The following is a 15,710-nucleotide window of genomic DNA, read 5'->3' on the forward strand; positions in this document are numbered from 1 at the left end:
GCCGACTCAGCCGACCGCGGCGGCGGGGGCCAGCAGCGCATTCGCCTCTTCGGCCTGAACGGCCGTGAGATGCGCGTGCGCGCCTTCGCCCTCGAGCGGCACGACTTGCCCCTCGCGCGCGCGCAGCCATGCGCCGAACGCCTCACGGACTTCCGGGTGACGCAACGCATAGTCCACGGTCGCCTGCAGATAGCCGAGCTTGCTGCCGCAGTCGAAACGACGGCCGCTGTAGCGATAGGCGAGCACCTGCTCATCGGCGAGCATCGACTGGATGGCGTCGCTCAACTGCCACTCCTCTCCAGGCGCGGGAGTCAGGGCGCGCAAATGCCCGAAAATGCCCGGCATCAGCACGTAGCGCCCCACCACGCCGAGCGTGGAAGGCGCTTCGTCGGGCTCGGGCTTCTCGACGATGCGCGACATGCGAAACACGTGCTCGTCCCAGGGCCGGCCCATCACGACACCGTACGAGCGCGAGTCCTCGCGCTCGATTTGCTCGACGGCGACGAGGGAGCAATGGTAGTGATCGAAGCGCTCGATCATCTGCGTGAGCACGGGCGGGCTCGCGTCGATGAGGTCGTCGGCGAGCAGCACGGCGAACGGCTCGTCGCCGATGATCTTCTGCGCGCACAGCACCGCATGGCCGAGACCGAGCGGCTCGGGCTGTCTCACGAAGATGCATTCCACGTGGGCGGGCTTGATGCTTTGCACGGCTGCGAGCAGCGCTGACTTGCCGCGCGCCGCGAGTTCGCGCTCGATCTCATAGGACTTGTCGAAATGGTCTTCGATGGCCCGCTTGCCGCGTCCCGTCACGAAGACCAGTTCGGTCATGCCGGCAGCCACCGCTTCTTCGACCGCATACTGGATGAGCGGCTTGTCCACGACCGGCAGCATCTCCTTGGGACTCGCCTTGGTGGCCGGCAGGAACCGCGTGCCGAGACCCGCAACCGGAAAGACGGCCTTGCGCACTTTTATCATGATCGTCTCGCGCCTCACTTCAGTTCGCTGCATCGGTCGGTGATGGGTCCATCCCGGCCCCGCGTGTGGCGCAAGATGGATGCCGAGCCAGCTTATCCAGCCCATACCGAGCCATTCTGCCAACTTCTCGGCATTTTCAGACTGCGCCGCGCGCGCGCCATCGACCGGCTTATCATGGTTCCCGAGAGCGTGATGTGAACGCGCATAACAGCCACATCAGGGCGCGCGACGCAAAAACGCAACGTACTCCTGCGAATCCTTTCTGCGCGAGGAACCGGCCATGCACATCGATCGGGTGGTCTGCCGGCAAGCCGCCTTCCAGCCGCGCGGCGCTCACTTGAAATTCGGACACGTGGCCAAACGCATCGGCATCCTGGTTTTCGAGGGCTTCCCGCTCGGGGACGTGTCCCTGCTCGCCGACGTTTTTCGTCTCGCGAACGACGCCTGCGCCGACACGCTTCCTGCCTATTCGCTCGTCATGCTCTCCGAAGCAGGCGGCAACGTGGCCAGTGGCTGTGGGCTGCGGATATGGTCCGAGAGCCTGCACGGACCGGTGCGCAGCGGCTTCGATACCCTATTCATCGCCGGCGGTCCGGGCGCGATGGAAGCGCGCGGCAACACGCGGCTCGTCGCGCGGCTGCAAGCGCTGGCGCCCAAGGTGCGCATCATCCGTGCGCTCGGCGAGGGCCGCGCCGTGCTCGCCGCAGCCGACGTGCCGTTCCTGCGCGCGGGGGGCAACAGCGCAAGCTCGGCACAGCGGCTGCGCCGCGCGCTCGAAGCGCGCAATGCCGGCGCTTCGGTGGTGACGCCTTCCGAGGCGCTCGTCGCCGCGTTAAAGGTGGTGAAGCGAAATCATGGCGTGGCGCTTGCGCAGCGCGTTTCCGAGCACTCGATGCCGGGCTCCTGGGAACGGCTTGGCCCCATGCTGGACGACGGCGAAACGGACAGCGCGAACGGCAAGATCAACTCGGCCGCTCACTGGCTGCGCGAAAACTACCACCAGCCGATTTCGGTCGCCGATGCGGCGCGCGTCGCGCAGATGAGCATGCGCAACTTCCTGCGCCACTTCAAGACGCAAACGGGGCTCACGCCCTCCGAATATCTGCTGCGTACGCGGCTCGATGCCAGCTGCCTCTTGCTCGCGCAAACCAATCTGCCGATCGACGAGATCGCGCAGCGCTGCGGCGTGCCGCGCGGCGAGCGTCTCGCGCGGATCTTCCGGCGGCGGCTTTCGATCTCGCCTTCGGGGTACCGAGCGGTGAACCGGAGGGTTTCGGGCGAATAGGTTTGGCGGGTTTTCGGCTGGTTTTGCCGCTGGTTTTGCCGCCTTATACGCACGACGCCGCGCTTTCGCGCGGCGTTGATTTCATTCGGAATGCTGACTGTGCAATGAGCTTGCAACGTCAGCTTTCGCCGTTACAGCATGCCGGAACCGAAGAGCTCCGTGTGGATGTGCGCCGCGTCGACACCGCGGGCGAGCAGCGCGTCGCGCTGTTCGCGCATGAACGCCACGGGTCCGCAGAGGTAGTAGTCGGCTTCGGGCAGCAGTACATCGGCCTCGATGCGGCCGATGTCGATGCGCCCTTCGAAGTCGTGGTCCACGCCCTGGCGGTCGCTCGTGCCCACTTCCTCGTAGAACACCGCGCGCTTGACGTTCGGATACTCGGAAACGGCGTGGCGCAGGAAGTCGCGGAACGCATGCACCTTCGCATTGCGGCAGGCGTGCACGAACATCACCTTGCGCTCGCTGCGTTCGGCGATCAGCGTAGAGAGCATCGACTTCATCGGCGTGATGCCCACGCCGCCGCTCATCAGCACGACCGGCGTCGTCTTCTTGCGATCGAGCGTGAACTCGCCCATCGGCGCACTGACGTGCACCACTGCGCCCTCTTCCACGCCGTCATGCATGATGTTCGACACGTGGCCGGGCTGCGTCTCGCCGCGGCCCGCCTCGCGCTTCACCGAAATGCGCAGCCACTTGCCGTGAGGCGCATCCGAGAGGCTGTACTGGCGCGGCTGGTCCACGCCGAGCTTGTCGACGAAGCGCGTCACGCTGACGTACTGGCCGGGCTCGAAGCCGCCTGCGGACGCGCCGTCGGCCGGCGCGAGGTAGAACGAGGTGATCTCGTCGCTTTCCACTTGCTTGCGCATCACCTTGAACGGACGGAAGCCGCTCCATGAAGCCCCTTCGTACAGCTTCGCCTCGGTGCCGATCATGATGTTCGCGAGCTGCTCATAGGCTACGGCCCAGGCGTCGAGCGTGGGCTGGTCGACAGCGTCGCCGAGCACGTCCACGACCGCGCCCAGCAGATGGCGGCCAACGATCGGGTAGTGCTCCGGACGGATGTTCAGACTCGCATGCTTGTGCGCGATGTGCGTGACCGCGCCGCCGAGCGCGCCCAGATTGTCGATGTTGGCCGCATAGGCGTACACCGCGCGCGCGAGCGTTTCGGGCTGGCTGCCGCTTTGCTGGTGCGTCTGGTTGAAGATGTTCTTGAGTTCGGGGTGCGCGGCGAACATCCGCTTGTAGAAATGCTTGGTGATCGTGGTGCCGTGCTCGGCGAAAACGGGAGCAGTGGCCTTCACGCGGGCCATCTGGTCGGCGGTTAGCGCAGTCATTTGCGGCTTCTCCTTGGTAAAGATGTACAAACGATACATCTTTAATCCGCCAGCCCGGGCCGGTCATTTTGTCGCACCCCCGCAATTTCGAGAGTGCGCGCCAGATGGGCTGGGACCGGCTGGCCGTCGCGCGCGACTCCGCGAGCTTTTTGCACTGCAAGAAAGGAATCGTTGGACGCTACGGCGGTGCGAGATGAGAAGACATCCACCGAGCACCGCGTAGTCGTTTCAAACTCCGCACCTTTTACGCGCCTTCACCCTTGTCCGCGCCCCGGTCGTGCTGCCACAGTACATCGCTGCCGCCCGCTGCCCGGTTCAGCACGCGCGCGAGCACGAACAGCAGGTCGGACAGCCGGTTGACGTAGCGGCGCGGGGTGTCGGCAAGCGGCGGCCCCGAATCGGCAGCGGCGCCGAGCGCGACAATCGAACGCTCGGCGCGCCGGCACACGGTGCGGCACACGTGAGCGAGCGCAGCGGCGCGCGAGCCGCCCGGCAGGATGAACTCCACGAGCGGCGGCAGCGTGGCGTTGTAATGCGCAAGCCGGTCATCGAGCCGCGCGAGATGTTCGCCGGTCACGAGCGTGTGGCCCGGAATGCAAAGCTCGCCGCCCAGATCGAACAGGTCGTGCTGGATCGCAACCAGCGCCTCGCGCACGTCGCCGGGCAGCGTCTCGCAAAGCAACACGCCGATCTGCGAGTTGAGCTCGTCGACGTCCCCCATCGCGGCGATGCGTGCATCGTCCTTGCGCACGCGGCTGCCGTCGCCCAGTCCGGTCGAGCCGTCGTCGCCGGTGCGTGTTGCGATCTTGCTCAGGCGATTGCCCATGATGTGCCCTCCGAGGCTGTAGATTGGCCGGATCACGTCGGCCCGCGGGCATTATAGGATTCGTGCACCGCAGCATGCGGAGCGCGCCGCTTCGGACCAGAGGTTCAGCGTAAAATGGGCCGAACCTGCAGTGATACTCATACGAAGGAGACACCCGCGTGAATCACCCCGCGCCGCCGGCCCTCGCACGCCGCCCGTTCCCCACCGAACTCCTCGAGCAACTGCGCAGCGCGTTCGGCGAACGCGTCTCCAACTCCGAGGCAGTGCGCGCCCACCACGGCCGTGACGAGTCGCCCTTCGACCCCCAACTGCCCGATGCCGTGGTGTTCGCGCAAAGCACCGGGGAAGTCCAGACCATCGTCAAGCTGTGCGCGCGTTACGGCGTGCCGATCATTCCCTATGGCAACGGCTCATCGCTCGAAGGCCACTTGCTGGCCGTGCAGGGCGGTGTTTCGATCGACCTCTCGCAGATGAACCGCGTGCTGTCGATCAACGCCGAAGACCTCACGGTGACCGTCGAGCCGGGCATCTCCCGCAAACAGCTCAACGAAGCACTGCGCGATACGGGCCTCTTCTTCCCCATCGACCCGGGCGCCGACGCGAGCATCGGCGGCATGACGGCCACGCGCGCCTCGGGCACCAACGCCGTGCGCTACGGCACGATGCGCGAGAACGTGCTCGGCCTCACCGCCGTGCTTGCCGACGGCCGCGTGGTCAAGACCGGCACGCGCGCGCGCAAGTCGTCGGCGGGCTACGACCTCACGCGCCTTTTCGTGGGCTCCGAAGGCACGCTCGGCGTGATCACCGAAATCACGCTGCGGCTCTACCCGCAGCCCGAGGCGGTCTCGGCGGCGGTGTGCGCGTTCCCTTCGATGGGCGAGGCCGTGCGCACGGTGATCGAGACGATCCAGATCGGCGTGCCGATCGCGCGCGTGGAATTCATCGACTCCCTGGCGGTCCGTGCGATCAACAAGCATTCGAACCTCACGCTGCGTGAAAAGCACACGCTCTTCTTCGAATTTCACGGCACTGCCGCGGGCGTGGAGGAGCAGGCGCAGCTCGTGCAGGAGCTTGCCGCGCAGCACGGCGGCGAAGGCTTCGAGTGGGCCACGCGCCCAGAAGACCGTAGCCGCCTCTGGAACGCGCGCCACAACGCGTACTTCGCGATGCTGCAGCTCAAGCCCGGCTGCCGCGCCGTGACGACCGACGTGTGCGTGCCGATTTCGCGCCTCGCCGAGTGCGTGATCGAGACCGAAACGGACCTCAAGGCCTCGCCGCTGCCCTGCCCCATCGTCGGCCACGTCGGCGACGGCAATTTCCACGTCGCAATCCTGATCGATCCCGACAAGCCCGAGGAAATCGACGAGGCAGAGCGGCTGAATCGCCGCATCGTGCAACGCGCGATTGAAATGGACGGCACCTGCACGGGCGAGCACGGCGTGGGCCTGCACAAGATGGACTTCCTGATTGAAGAGCATGGCGCGGACACCATCGACACGATGCGCGCGATCAAGCACGCGCTCGACCCGCACAACCTGATGAATCCGGGCAAGATATTTAGCTGGGCTGCGTAAAGAGAAAGGCGGACCAATGCTGGCATGGGCATTCCCGCCCACGCCCAGCCACCAACCCGCCTCGTTGCGCGCCAGATGCGCCCGACGCGGAACAACCCGACGAGGCGCGCAAACTCGAACAGACGGGAGGAGAGATGAACGCACCGGAGGCGAATTTGCCCGAGCTGAGCCCGGAAGCGCTCGCGCAACGCCAGCGCGAGGTGGTCCAGGCGCTGATGGCCGTGCTGCCGGCGCACTGCTTGTTGCATCGTGAAGAGGACACCGTCGCCTACGAGTGCGACGGCCTCGCCGCCTACCGGCGGCTGCCCCTCGCGGTGGCGCTGCCGGAAACCGAGTCGCAGGTGCAGCGCATCGTGCAGATCTGCCGGCGCCTCGACGTGCCGGTCGTGCCGCGCGGTGCGGGCACAGGCCTTTCGGGCGGCGCCATGCCGATCCGGCACGGCATTGTGCTTTCGCTCGCGCGCTTCAAGCGCATTCTCGAAGTCGATCCCTATGCGCGAACGGCCACGGTCCAGCCGGGGGTGCGCAATCTCGCGGTATCCGAAGCGGCCGCGCCCTTTGGCCTCTACTACGCGCCCGACCCTTCCTCGCAGATCGCTTGCACGATAGGCGGCAACGTCTCCGAGAATTCGGGCGGCGTGCATTGCCTCAAGTACGGCCTCACCGTGCACAACGTATTGCGCGTGCGCGCCGTGACGATGGATGGCGAGATCGTGGAGTTCGGCTCGCTCGCGCCCGATGCGCCCGGGCTGGATCTGCTCGCGGTGATGATCGGCAGCGAAGGCATGTTCGCCATCGTGACGGAGGTCACCGTCAAGCTGATTCCGCGCCCACAAACGGCGCAGGTGATCATGGCGAGCTTCGACGACGTCGTGAAAGGCGGCGACGCCGTCGCGGGCATCATCGCCTCGGGCATCATTCCAGCGGGACTCGAGATGATGGACAAGCCTGCCACCCGTGCCGTGGAGGAGTTCGTGAACGCGGGCTACGATCTCGACGCCGCAGCGATCCTGCTGTGCGAAGCGGACGGCACGCCCGAGGAAGTCGCCGACGAGATCGCGCGCACGACCATCGTGCTGCGCGAGCATGGCGCCACGCGCATCCAGATCTCGCGCACCGAGGAAGAACGTCTGCGCTTCTGGTCGGGCCGCAAGAACGCGTTTCCGGCAGCGGGCCGCATTTCCCCTGATTACTACTGCATGGACGGCACCGTGCCGCGCCGCGCGATCGGTCCGCTGCTCGCGCGCATTCACGAGATGGAAAAGCAATACGGGCTGCGCTGCATCAACGTTTTCCATGCCGGCGACGGCAACATGCACCCCCTCATTCTCTTCAACGGCAACGACCTCGACGAATGGCACCGCGCCGAGGCCTTCGGCTCGGACATCCTCGAAACCTGCGTCGAACTGGGCGGCACGGTGACGGGCGAGCACGGCGTGGGCATCGAGAAGATCAACTCGATGTGCGTGCAGTTTTCGCCTCAGGAGCGCGACGCGTTTCATGCCGTGAAGCACGCGTTCGACCCGGCCGGGCTGCTCAACCCCGACAAGGGCATTCCCACGCGTGCACGCTGCGCCGAGTATGGGCGCATGCACGTTCGAGGGAATTTGCTGCCGCACCCTGAACTGCCGCGTTTCTGACTTGCGCGGGACCATGCCCACCGCCAGGCCGACAGCGGCGCGCCGTCCATGCATTGCGCGTGACCCGCATGAGGGTCCGCTCCGGGTTGTCAGGCGAGGCTCGCTCGGTACAATCGAACGAACCCTATAACGAACGAGCGCGACCATCACGACATGGAAGAGGACGACATCGTCTCGGACTGGTCCGAACGCATCCGTGCGGCGAGCGCCGATGGGCGGGCGCTCCGGATCCGCGGCGGCGGCACGAAGGACTGGTACGGCCAGTCGCTCGAAGGCGAGATTCTCGACACGCGCGCGCACCGCGGCATCATCGCGTACGACCCGGCAGAGCTCGTGATCACGGCGCGAGCCGGCACACCGCTTGCGGATATCGAAAGCGCCCTCGCGGCGCACGGCCAGATGCTCGCGTTCGAGCCGCCCCACTTCGGGGCCCAGGCGACCCTGGGCGGCTGCATTGCGGCGGGCATCGCCGGGCCGCGGCGCGCGAGCGCCGGCGCGCCGCGCGACTTCGTGCTGGGCGCGGTGCTCATGAACGGCCACGGCGAGGTGCTGCACTTCGGCGGCCAGGTCGTGAAGAACGTGGCGGGCTACGACGTGTCGCGCCTCATGGCGGGGTCGCTCGGCACGCTCGGCCTGCTGCTGGAACTTTCCGTGAAGGTGCTGCCGGTGCCGCAAGCCGAAACCACACTCAAGTTCGACATGAACGGCACCGACGCCGTGCGCAAGCTCAACGAATGGGGCGGCCGCCCGCTGCCGATGACAGCGAGCGCCTGGCGCAACGGCACGCTGGCGGTGCGCCTCGCCGGCGCGGAAGCGGCCGTGAAAACGGCACGCGCAAGCCTGGGCGGCGAGGTGGTGGACGCCGTGGAGGCCGAGCGCTTCTGGGCGGGACTGCGCGAGCAGACCGATCCGTTTTTTGCGTCGATCGCACCCAACGCGGCGCTGTGGCGCCTCGCGCTCCCCTCGATTGCCGAGCCCTTGCAGCTGCCCGGTGCGCAGCTGATGGAATGGGGCGGCGCGCAGCGCTGGTGGATCACGGAAACGGACGCGCAAACGGTACGCATCAGCGCGAAACAGGCCGGCGGCCACGCCACGATGTTCCGCACGGGGTGCGACTACGACCGCAGCGCGGGCGTCTTCACCCCGTTGCCCGCGCCGCTCATGAAGATCCATCGCGGCCTGAAGGCCGCCTTCGACCCGGCCCGCATCTTCAATCGCGGCCGGCTGTATTCCGACTTCTGACGACACCCACACGCGGCGATGCAGACGAACCTCGCGGATTTCATACGCAATACCCCCGACGGCGACGAAGCCGACGCGATCCTGCGCAAGTGCGTGCATTGCGGCTTCTGCACCGCGACCTGCCCGACCTATCAGTTGCTCGGCGACGAGCTGGACGGCCCGCGCGGGCGCATCTATCTCATGAAGCAGATGGTGGAAGGCGCGCCGGTCACGAAGAGCACGCTCACACACCTGGACCGCTGCCTCACGTGCCGCAGTTGCGAGACCACGTGCCCGTCGGGCGTGCAGTATGGGCGCCTTGTCGAAGTCGGCCGCAAGCATGCCGAACAGATGGTCCAGCGCCCGCTGCGCCAGCGCCTCATGCGCCGCCTGCTCGCGGGGCTGCTGCCGCGCCGCGCGCTTTTTACGCCGGCCATGCGCCTCGGTCAGCAAGTTCGACCGCTGTTGCCGAGGCGCCTGCGCGACAAGGTGCCGGTGCGCCAGCGCCCGCTCGCATGGCCCAGCGCGAAGCACGCCCGCAAGATGCTGATGCTGCAGGGCTGCGTGCAGCCCTCGATGATGCCCAACATCAACATCGCCACCGCCCGCGTGCTGGACGCGCTCGGCATCGAGACGATCGTCGCGCCGCAATCGGGGTGCTGTGGCGCGATCCGCCTGCACTTGGGCTACGTGGACGACGCGCTCGCCGACGTTCGCGCCAACATCGACGCCTGGTGGCCATACATCGAGCAAGGCGTGGAGGCGATCGTGATGAACGCCTCCGGCTGCGGCGCGACGGTCAAGGAATACGCGCACCTCTTGCGCGACGATCCGGACTATGTGGAAAAAGCGCGCCGCGTGGTCGAACTCACGCGCGACCTTTCCGAACTGCTGCCCGCCTTCGAAGAGCAGCTCGTGGCCGCCACGAGGCGCCGCGACATCGAGACCGTGGCCTGGCATCCCCCGTGCACGCTGCAGCACGGCCAGCAATTGCGCGGCGGCGTGGAAAGGCTGCTCACCGCGCTCGGCCTCGACGTACGGCTGCCCGCCGACAGTCATCTGTGCTGCGGTTCCGCGGGCACCTATTCGATCACGCAGCCGCGCCTTTCCTACACGCTGCGCAACCAGAAGGTGGACCGGCTGCAGGCGCTGGAGCCGCAATTGATCGTCTCCGCCAACATAGGCTGCATCACGCACCTGCAAAGCGGCACGAAGATTCCGGTCACGCACTGGATCGAGCTGGTCGAACATATGCTGGCAACGAACTGAAACGATGGGCGGCCGAGGCGCACGCGTCCCGGGAACGCAATCAATGTAGCGGCGCGCCCCACTCGCAAACAGTCGGCCAATCGGCATAGCCCTTCTGGCCAGTGTTTCGCGCCGTGCACGGTCCGTATAATGGCCGTCGTTCTGATCGTTTTGGATCCAAAACCGGCGCGCATTCCACGCGCCGGCCGCAAGCACGATGACCGATCTCTCCCACAATCTCGAAGCTGTCCGCGAGCGCATCGCGGCCGCCGCCCGCAACGCCGGCCGCGACCCGCAAAGCGTGGCGCTGCTCGCGGTTTCGAAAACGTTTCCCGCTCAGGACGTACGCGCCGCTCACGCCGCCGGCCAGCGTGCGTTCGGTGAAAACTACGTGCAGGAAGCCATCGACAAGATCGAGGCACTCGCCGACCTGCGCGCGGGTCTCGAATGGCATTTCATCGGGCCGCTCCAATCGAACAAGACACGCCCCGTGGCCGAGCGTTTCGACTGGGTCCATTCGGTCGATCGTCTGAAGATCGCCGAACGCCTTTCGGCGCAGCGTCCCGCCGGCATGGCGCCGCTCAACGTTTGTCTCCAGGTCAACGTGAGCGGCGAAGCGAGCAAGAGCGGCGTCCCCCCGCAGGAAGCGCAGCAGGTCGCACGCCAGATCGCCGCCCTGCCCAACCTGCGCCTGCGCGGGCTCATGTCGATCCCAGAGCCGGAAAGCTCGCTCGAGGCACAACGCGCGCCGCACCGCCAGTTGCGCGAGCTGTTCGACGCGCTGCGCGCAGAAGGCCTGGCGCTCGACACGCTCTCGATGGGCATGTCGGCGGACCTCGAAGCCGCGGTGCTGGAAGGCGCGACGATCGTGCGCGTCGGCACCGCGATCTTCGGCGCGCGCGATTACTCTCACTGATTCGCTGAACAAATCCAACACCATGAAAATTGCCTTTATCGGCGGCGGCAACATGGCCGCAGCACTCATCGGCGGCCTCATCCGCAAGGGCGTCCCCGCCGACAACCTCTACGCGATCGATCCGAACGACGAAGCCCGCAAGCGCAACGCCGAGCAGTTCGGCGTGCGCACGGGCGCCGCCGCGGACTCGGCGCTGGCGTCGTACGACGCGGTGCTCCTCGCCGTGAAGCCGCAGATCGCCAAGGCCGTGGCCGAAGGCATTGCCCCGCACCTCGGCGCGCATCAGGTGGTCATCAGCATCATGGCCGGCATTCGCATTGAAGACCTGTCGCGCTGGCTCAACGGCCACGCACGCGTCGTGCGCACCATGCCGAATACGCCCGCGCTGATCGGCATGGGCGCAACGGGTCTCGTCGCCAGCGGCGGCGTGGACGCGGCCGGACGCCAGCTCGCCTCCGACGTGCTCGGCGCCGTGGGTCAAACCGTCTGGTTCGACGACGAAGCGAAGATCGACGCGGTTACGGGCATCTCGGGCAGCGGCCCGGCCTACGTCTTCTACTTCATCGAAGCGCTCGAAGAAGCGGCGCGCCAACTGGGCATGGACGAGCAGCAAGGCCGCGCACTCGCCATCGCGACGTTCGCCGGCGCGGCACAGCTCGCGCTGCAGTCGGACGAGCCGCCTGCCGTGCTGCGCGAGCGCGTGACGTCGAAGGGCGGCACGACAGCCGCCGCGCTGGCGTCGTTCGATGCTTCGGGCGTGAAGGCCGCCATCGTCAAGGGCGCGCTCGCGGCAGAAGCGCGCGCGAAGGAAATGGGCAACGAATTCGGCAAGCAGTAAGCCGGCCGGTTCCGGATGGAAAAGTAGCGCCGGGGGGTGTCATGCACCCGGCGCTTTTGCGGAGTAAGGGTTTCGCGAGGCGGGGGCGGGAGCGCCCTCAGAGCCCCGAAACGGCGTAATGGGCGGCGATGCCTACGAACAGCACGCCACCCAGCCAGTTGTTGTGGCGGAACGCGGCGAAGCACGGCATGCGCTCGCGGCCCTTGATGAGCGTGTAGTGGTAAGCGGCGCAACCCACGGCGGCCGCCCAGCCGAGCCAGTAGAGCCAGCCGAACCCCAGCGTCACGCCTACCCAGACGTAGATGCCGAGCGTGGCCGCGTAGCAGAGCATGATCGCGAGCACGTCGTAGCGGCCGAACGTGAGCGCCGAAGTGCGGATGCCGATCTTGATGTCGTCGTCGCGATCGACCATTGCGTATTCGGTGTCGTAGGCCACGGACCAGAACACGTTGGCGACCAGCATGATCCACGCAAGCGCCGGCACGTGATTCTGAACGGCGGCGAACGCCATCGGAATGCCGAAGCCGAACGCGATGCCCAGATACGCCTGTGGAATTGCAAAGAAGCGCTTCGTGAACGGGTAAGAGGCCGCCACGAAGAGCGCCACGACCGATAACTCCTTCGTGAGCGCGTTCAGCGGCAGGATCAGGAGAAACGACACGAGCGCGAGACCCGCGGCAATCGCCACCGCTTCCCAGGCGCGGATGCGGCCGGAAGTGAGCGGGCGCTCGGCCGTGCGCTTGACGTGACGGTCGAAGTCGCGGTCGGCGTAGTCGTTGATCGCGCAGCCCGCCGAGCGCATCAATACGGTGCCGACGGTGAAAATGATCAGCAGCGAGAGCGGAGGATGGCCGTCCGAGGCGATCCACAGCGCGTTGAGCGTCGGCCACAGCAGCAGCAGGCTGCCGATCGGCTTGTCCATACGGACGAGCCGCAAATAGAGCGGGAGTCGGGCGAACATGATCACGGTGGGAAAAGCAATGCCGCTATTGTAGGCGAGGCCACCGCTTCGCCACTTCCGGCCTCGCCATGTCCGCGTCCTCTCCCGGGTGGCGGCCGGGCGAAAAAAACCCGCCGGACATCCGGCGGGCTTCCTGTCGTACCCGGTGCGGCTGGACTGCGACGCCTGCGCGCCGCGCCGGCATCAAGCCAGCAGCGAGCGCAGCATCCACGCGGTCTTTTCGTGCGTCTGCATGCGCTGCGTGAGCAGGTCGGCGGTCGGCTCGTCGTTGGCCGCCTCCGTCGACGGGAAGATCGCGCGCGCCGTGCGCACCACGGCTTCCTGGCCTTCCACCAGCTGACGGATCATGTCTTCCGCAGCCGGCACGCCGTCGGCTTCGGGAATCGACGAGAGCTTCGCGAACTCCTTGTAGCTGCCCGGCGCATGCACGCCCAGCGCGCGAATGCGCTCGGCGATCGCGTCCACGGCCAGCGCGAGTTCGTTGTACTGCCCTTCGAACATCAGGTGGAGCGTGTTGAACATCGGCCCCGTGACGTTCCAGTGGAAGTTGTGCGTCTTGAGATACAGCGTGTAGGTATCCGCCAGCAGGCGCGAGAGACCATCCGCGATCTTCTTGCGGTCTTTGTCGCTGATGCCGATATTCACGTGCTGTACGGTTGCTTTTTTGGCCATGACGACTCCTTGTGTAGCAGTGAGACTACGTCGTGCAGAACGATCCAGTCGTGCCGCGCGCTTCGGTGCCAGCGCGCGAGCACCCGATCGGCCGTCAGTGTAGCCTGGAAATGTCAGAAAACCGGTTCATCCGGCCCTACTGAACTGTGCGGCCCGGTTCCGGGAGCCCGTGCCGCGCCAGCTGTTCAATGTCCCGCGAGGAGTGCGAAACCTTGCGTGGCAATCGCCACCAAGCCACTCGCTACTACTGCAAAGCCCACCGCGCGACGCACGAGCTGCGTGCCTTGCGCGCGCGTGCGCGCCATCGCGGCGGCCTTTCCGGGTCCCATGGTCTTGAGGGTCATCGTCATCGTTCGGGTCATGATCGTGCTCCCTGGCGTCACCTTTTCGTCCTGTCCTGATCAGGGCGCGGCGTGTCGTCTCAACGTTGTGACGGCACACCGCGCCCGCCTGCTCACCTGGCCAGCTTCGCGATCGCGTCGATCACGCCTTGCGCATACGCCGGGTCGGCGCGGCGGAAGTGCTCGATCTGACGCTCCACGATCTCCGCCGGCACGCCGTTGATGTGACGCGCAATATTGCCGAACAGCCGCTCGCGTTGCGCTTCATCGAACAAACGAAACAGCGCGCCCGGCTGGCTGTAGTAGTCATCGTCCGCGCGATGATCGTAGTGATCGACCGCGCCCGCCGCGAGCGGCGGCTCGCCGGCCTGCGAGCGTTGCGCGAAGTCGCCGAAGCGGCTCGGCTCGTAGTTCACGTTGCCGCCGAGGTTGCCGTCGGTGCGCATGGCGCCGTCGCGATGGAACGAGTGGACCGGGCAGCGCGGCGCGTTCACCGGAATCTGATGATGGTTCACGCCCAGGCGATAGCGCTGCGTATCGCCGTACGAGAACAAGCGTCCCTGCAACAGGCGATCGGGCGAGAAACCGATGCCGGGCACCACGTTCGCGGGCGTGAAGGCGACCTGCTCGACGTCGGCGAAATAGTTCTCCGGATTGCGGTTCAGCTCGATCGTGCCCACGTCGAGCAACGGGTAATCCTTGTGCGGCCACACCTTCGTGATGTCGAACGGGTTGTATGGCACTTTCGCGGCATCGGCCTCGGGCATCACCTGGATCCGGAAATGCCACTTCGGGAAATTGCCCTTCTCGATCTCGTCATAGAGATCGCGCTGCGCCGATTCGCGGTCCTGAGCCACGACCTGCGCCGCTTCCGCGTCAGTGTAGTTCTCCACGCCCTGCGCCGACTTGAAGTGGAATTTCACGTAAAAGCGCTCGTTGCCGGCGTTGATGAACGAGAACGTGTGCGAGCCGAAGCCGTGCTGCTGGCGATAATTCTTCGGAATGCCACGATCGCTCATGAGGATCGTCACCTGATGGAGCGACTCGGGATGACGCGACCAGAAGTCCCACGCCGCCACGTTGCTGCGCAGGTTCGTGCGCGGATCCCGCTTTTGCGTGTGGATGAAGTCCGGGAACTTGAGCGGATCGCGGATGAAGAACACCGGCGTGTTGTTGCCGACGATGTCCCAGTTGCCCTCTTGCGTGTAGAACTTTATCGAGAAGCCGCGCACGTCGCGCTCGGCGTCGGCGGCGCCACGCTCGCCCGCCACCGTCGAGAAGCGGATGAAGAGCGGCGTTTCCTTGCCGACTTCGCCGAACACCTTGGCCTTCGTATAGCGCGAGATATCGTGCGTGACCTTGAGGGTGCCGAACGCGCCCGAGCCCTTGGCGTGCACGCGGCGCTCGGGAATCACTTCGCGGTCGAAGTGCGCGAGCTTCTCGAGCAGCCACACGTCCTGCAGCACGACGGGGCCGCGCGGGCCGGCGGTGAGCGAATTCTGGTTGTCGACGACGGGTGCGCCTGCTGCCGAGGTGAGAGTACGGTCGGTCATGCTGGATTCCTTTCTGGCTGCTGGTGTGTTCTGGAATTCGGTGGGGTCTGGCGGGAATCGGCACGAGGCCGTCAGGCGGACAGCGCGCGGTCGACCAGCAACGAGAACGCGACGGTGCGAAGGCCCGATGCGGCGCGTGCCGGTGTGCTGGGCGTGGGGGTATTCGGGGTGGTGGTTTGCATCGCTTCCTCCAGTGGATTCCGGTTGGGATCGGTTGGAAGCCACTGTAGCATCAGCTATCGATAGCTATAATTTGATTTATTTAATCTATCGAATAGCCGCAGCGTATTGGGGTCGCGAGCGGTATCAGGGGAAAGCGCCACGGA

The 15,710-nt window shown here is 66.2% G+C and carries 14 protein-coding genes; 7 read left to right on the forward strand and 7 right to left on the reverse strand.

What is annotated here, in order from left to right:
* Positions 1–6: 6 nt before the first annotated feature.
* Positions 7–975: a UTP--glucose-1-phosphate uridylyltransferase GalU gene (gene galU / locus VSR34_RS03005; protein WP_342961830.1), complete on the reverse strand. Its 969-nt coding sequence runs from the start codon at positions 973–975 to the stop codon at positions 7–9.
* A 280-nt stretch (positions 976–1,255) separates the two neighbouring features.
* Between galU and VSR34_RS03010 the strand changes: the two genes are divergently transcribed.
* Positions 1,256–2,260, forward strand: a complete 1,005-nt coding sequence (locus VSR34_RS03010) for a helix-turn-helix domain-containing protein (protein ID WP_028209477.1) — start codon at positions 1,256–1,258, stop codon at positions 2,258–2,260.
* Between the two features lie 131 nt (positions 2,261–2,391).
* Here the strand turns inward: VSR34_RS03010 and hmpA are convergent, their stop codons facing one another.
* Both hmpA and VSR34_RS03020 read right to left on the reverse strand, forming a co-directional pair.
* Positions 2,392–3,594, reverse strand: coding sequence for an NO-inducible flavohemoprotein (gene hmpA / locus VSR34_RS03015; protein ID WP_342961831.1), 1,203 nt, complete (start codon positions 3,592–3,594; stop codon positions 2,392–2,394).
* A gap of 244 nt (positions 3,595–3,838) precedes the next feature.
* The gene (locus VSR34_RS03020; protein WP_342961832.1) at positions 3,839–4,420 is read right to left on the reverse strand and encodes a cob(I)yrinic acid a,c-diamide adenosyltransferase; all 582 of its coding nucleotides are present in this window, start codon (positions 4,418–4,420) and stop codon (positions 3,839–3,841) included.
* A gap of 158 nt (positions 4,421–4,578) precedes the next feature.
* Between VSR34_RS03020 and VSR34_RS03025 the strand changes: the two genes are divergently transcribed.
* From VSR34_RS03025 to proC, 6 genes are all read left to right on the forward strand, one after another.
* Positions 4,579–5,994 (forward strand): FAD-linked oxidase C-terminal domain-containing protein, encoded by a 1,416-nt coding sequence (locus tag VSR34_RS03025; RefSeq protein ID WP_342961833.1) that lies wholly within the window; start codon positions 4,579–4,581, stop codon positions 5,992–5,994.
* A gap of 134 nt (positions 5,995–6,128) precedes the next feature.
* Positions 6,129–7,634, forward strand: coding sequence for an FAD-linked oxidase C-terminal domain-containing protein (locus VSR34_RS03030; RefSeq protein ID WP_028209473.1), 1,506 nt, complete (start codon positions 6,129–6,131; stop codon positions 7,632–7,634).
* Between the two features lie 153 nt (positions 7,635–7,787).
* Positions 7,788–8,876: a glycolate oxidase subunit GlcE gene (glcE, locus tag VSR34_RS03035; protein WP_342961834.1), complete on the forward strand. Its 1,089-nt coding sequence runs from the start codon at positions 7,788–7,790 to the stop codon at positions 8,874–8,876.
* An 18-nt stretch (positions 8,877–8,894) separates the two neighbouring features.
* The gene (glcF, locus tag VSR34_RS03040) at positions 8,895–10,124 is read left to right on the forward strand and encodes a glycolate oxidase subunit GlcF (protein ID WP_028209471.1); all 1,230 of its coding nucleotides are present in this window, start codon (positions 8,895–8,897) and stop codon (positions 10,122–10,124) included.
* A 196-nt stretch (positions 10,125–10,320) separates the two neighbouring features.
* Positions 10,321–11,019, forward strand: a complete 699-nt coding sequence (locus VSR34_RS03045; protein WP_342961835.1) for a YggS family pyridoxal phosphate-dependent enzyme — start codon at positions 10,321–10,323, stop codon at positions 11,017–11,019.
* Positions 11,020–11,041: 22 nt separating this feature from the next.
* Positions 11,042–11,857, forward strand: coding sequence for a pyrroline-5-carboxylate reductase (proC, locus tag VSR34_RS03050; RefSeq protein ID WP_028209469.1), 816 nt, complete (start codon positions 11,042–11,044; stop codon positions 11,855–11,857).
* Positions 11,858–11,954: 97 nt separating this feature from the next.
* Here the strand turns inward: proC and ubiA are convergent, their stop codons facing one another.
* The 4 genes from ubiA to VSR34_RS03070 form a co-directional block, all read right to left on the reverse strand.
* The gene (gene ubiA / locus VSR34_RS03055; protein ID WP_342961836.1) at positions 11,955–12,818 is read right to left on the reverse strand and encodes a 4-hydroxybenzoate octaprenyltransferase; all 864 of its coding nucleotides are present in this window, start codon (positions 12,816–12,818) and stop codon (positions 11,955–11,957) included.
* Between the two features lie 183 nt (positions 12,819–13,001).
* Positions 13,002–13,490: a Dps family protein gene (locus VSR34_RS03060; RefSeq protein WP_028209467.1), complete on the reverse strand. Its 489-nt coding sequence runs from the start codon at positions 13,488–13,490 to the stop codon at positions 13,002–13,004.
* Between the two features lie 185 nt (positions 13,491–13,675).
* Positions 13,676–13,852 carry a hypothetical protein gene (locus VSR34_RS03065; protein WP_342961837.1) on the reverse strand — a complete coding sequence of 59 codons (177 nt, stop codon included), beginning with the start codon at positions 13,850–13,852 and terminating at the stop codon, positions 13,676–13,678.
* A gap of 92 nt (positions 13,853–13,944) precedes the next feature.
* Entirely contained in the window at positions 13,945–15,384 is a 1,440-nt protein-coding gene (locus VSR34_RS03070; RefSeq protein WP_342961838.1) for a catalase, read from the reverse strand.
* Between the last annotated feature and the right edge of the window lie 326 nt (positions 15,385–15,710).

Source organism: Paraburkholderia sp. JHI2823 (assembly GCF_038900695.1).
In the GTDB taxonomy this organism is placed as follows: Bacteria; Pseudomonadota; Gammaproteobacteria; order Burkholderiales; family Burkholderiaceae; genus Paraburkholderia; species Paraburkholderia mimosarum.

What these genes read in the sequence shown, in the direction of transcription:
- galU (WP_342961830.1), bottom strand. Translation starts at nt 975, where the DNA reads ATGATAAAAGTGCGCAAGGCCGTCTTTCCGGTTGCGGGTCTCGGCACG.
- VSR34_RS03010 (WP_028209477.1), top strand. Translation starts at nt 1,256, where the DNA reads ATGCACATCGATCGGGTGGTCTGCCGGCAAGCCGCCTTCCAGCCGCGC.
- hmpA (WP_342961831.1), bottom strand. Translation starts at nt 3,594, where the DNA reads ATGACTGCGCTAACCGCCGACCAGATGGCCCGCGTGAAGGCCACTGCT.
- VSR34_RS03020 (WP_342961832.1), bottom strand. Translation starts at nt 4,420, where the DNA reads ATGGGCAATCGCCTGAGCAAGATCGCAACACGCACCGGCGACGACGGC.
- VSR34_RS03030 (WP_028209473.1), top strand. Translation starts at nt 6,129, where the DNA reads ATGAACGCACCGGAGGCGAATTTGCCCGAGCTGAGCCCGGAAGCGCTC.
- glcE (WP_342961834.1), top strand. Translation starts at nt 7,788, where the DNA reads ATGGAAGAGGACGACATCGTCTCGGACTGGTCCGAACGCATCCGTGCG.
- glcF (WP_028209471.1), top strand. Translation starts at nt 8,895, where the DNA reads ATGCAGACGAACCTCGCGGATTTCATACGCAATACCCCCGACGGCGAC.
- VSR34_RS03045 (WP_342961835.1), top strand. Translation starts at nt 10,321, where the DNA reads ATGACCGATCTCTCCCACAATCTCGAAGCTGTCCGCGAGCGCATCGCG.
- proC (WP_028209469.1), top strand. Translation starts at nt 11,042, where the DNA reads ATGAAAATTGCCTTTATCGGCGGCGGCAACATGGCCGCAGCACTCATC.
- ubiA (WP_342961836.1), bottom strand. Translation starts at nt 12,818, where the DNA reads ATGTTCGCCCGACTCCCGCTCTATTTGCGGCTCGTCCGTATGGACAAG.
- VSR34_RS03060 (WP_028209467.1), bottom strand. Translation starts at nt 13,490, where the DNA reads ATGGCCAAAAAAGCAACCGTACAGCACGTGAATATCGGCATCAGCGAC.
- VSR34_RS03065 (WP_342961837.1), bottom strand. Translation starts at nt 13,852, where the DNA reads ATGACCCGAACGATGACGATGACCCTCAAGACCATGGGACCCGGAAAG.
- VSR34_RS03070 (WP_342961838.1), bottom strand. Translation starts at nt 15,384, where the DNA reads ATGACCGACCGTACTCTCACCTCGGCAGCAGGCGCACCCGTCGTCGAC.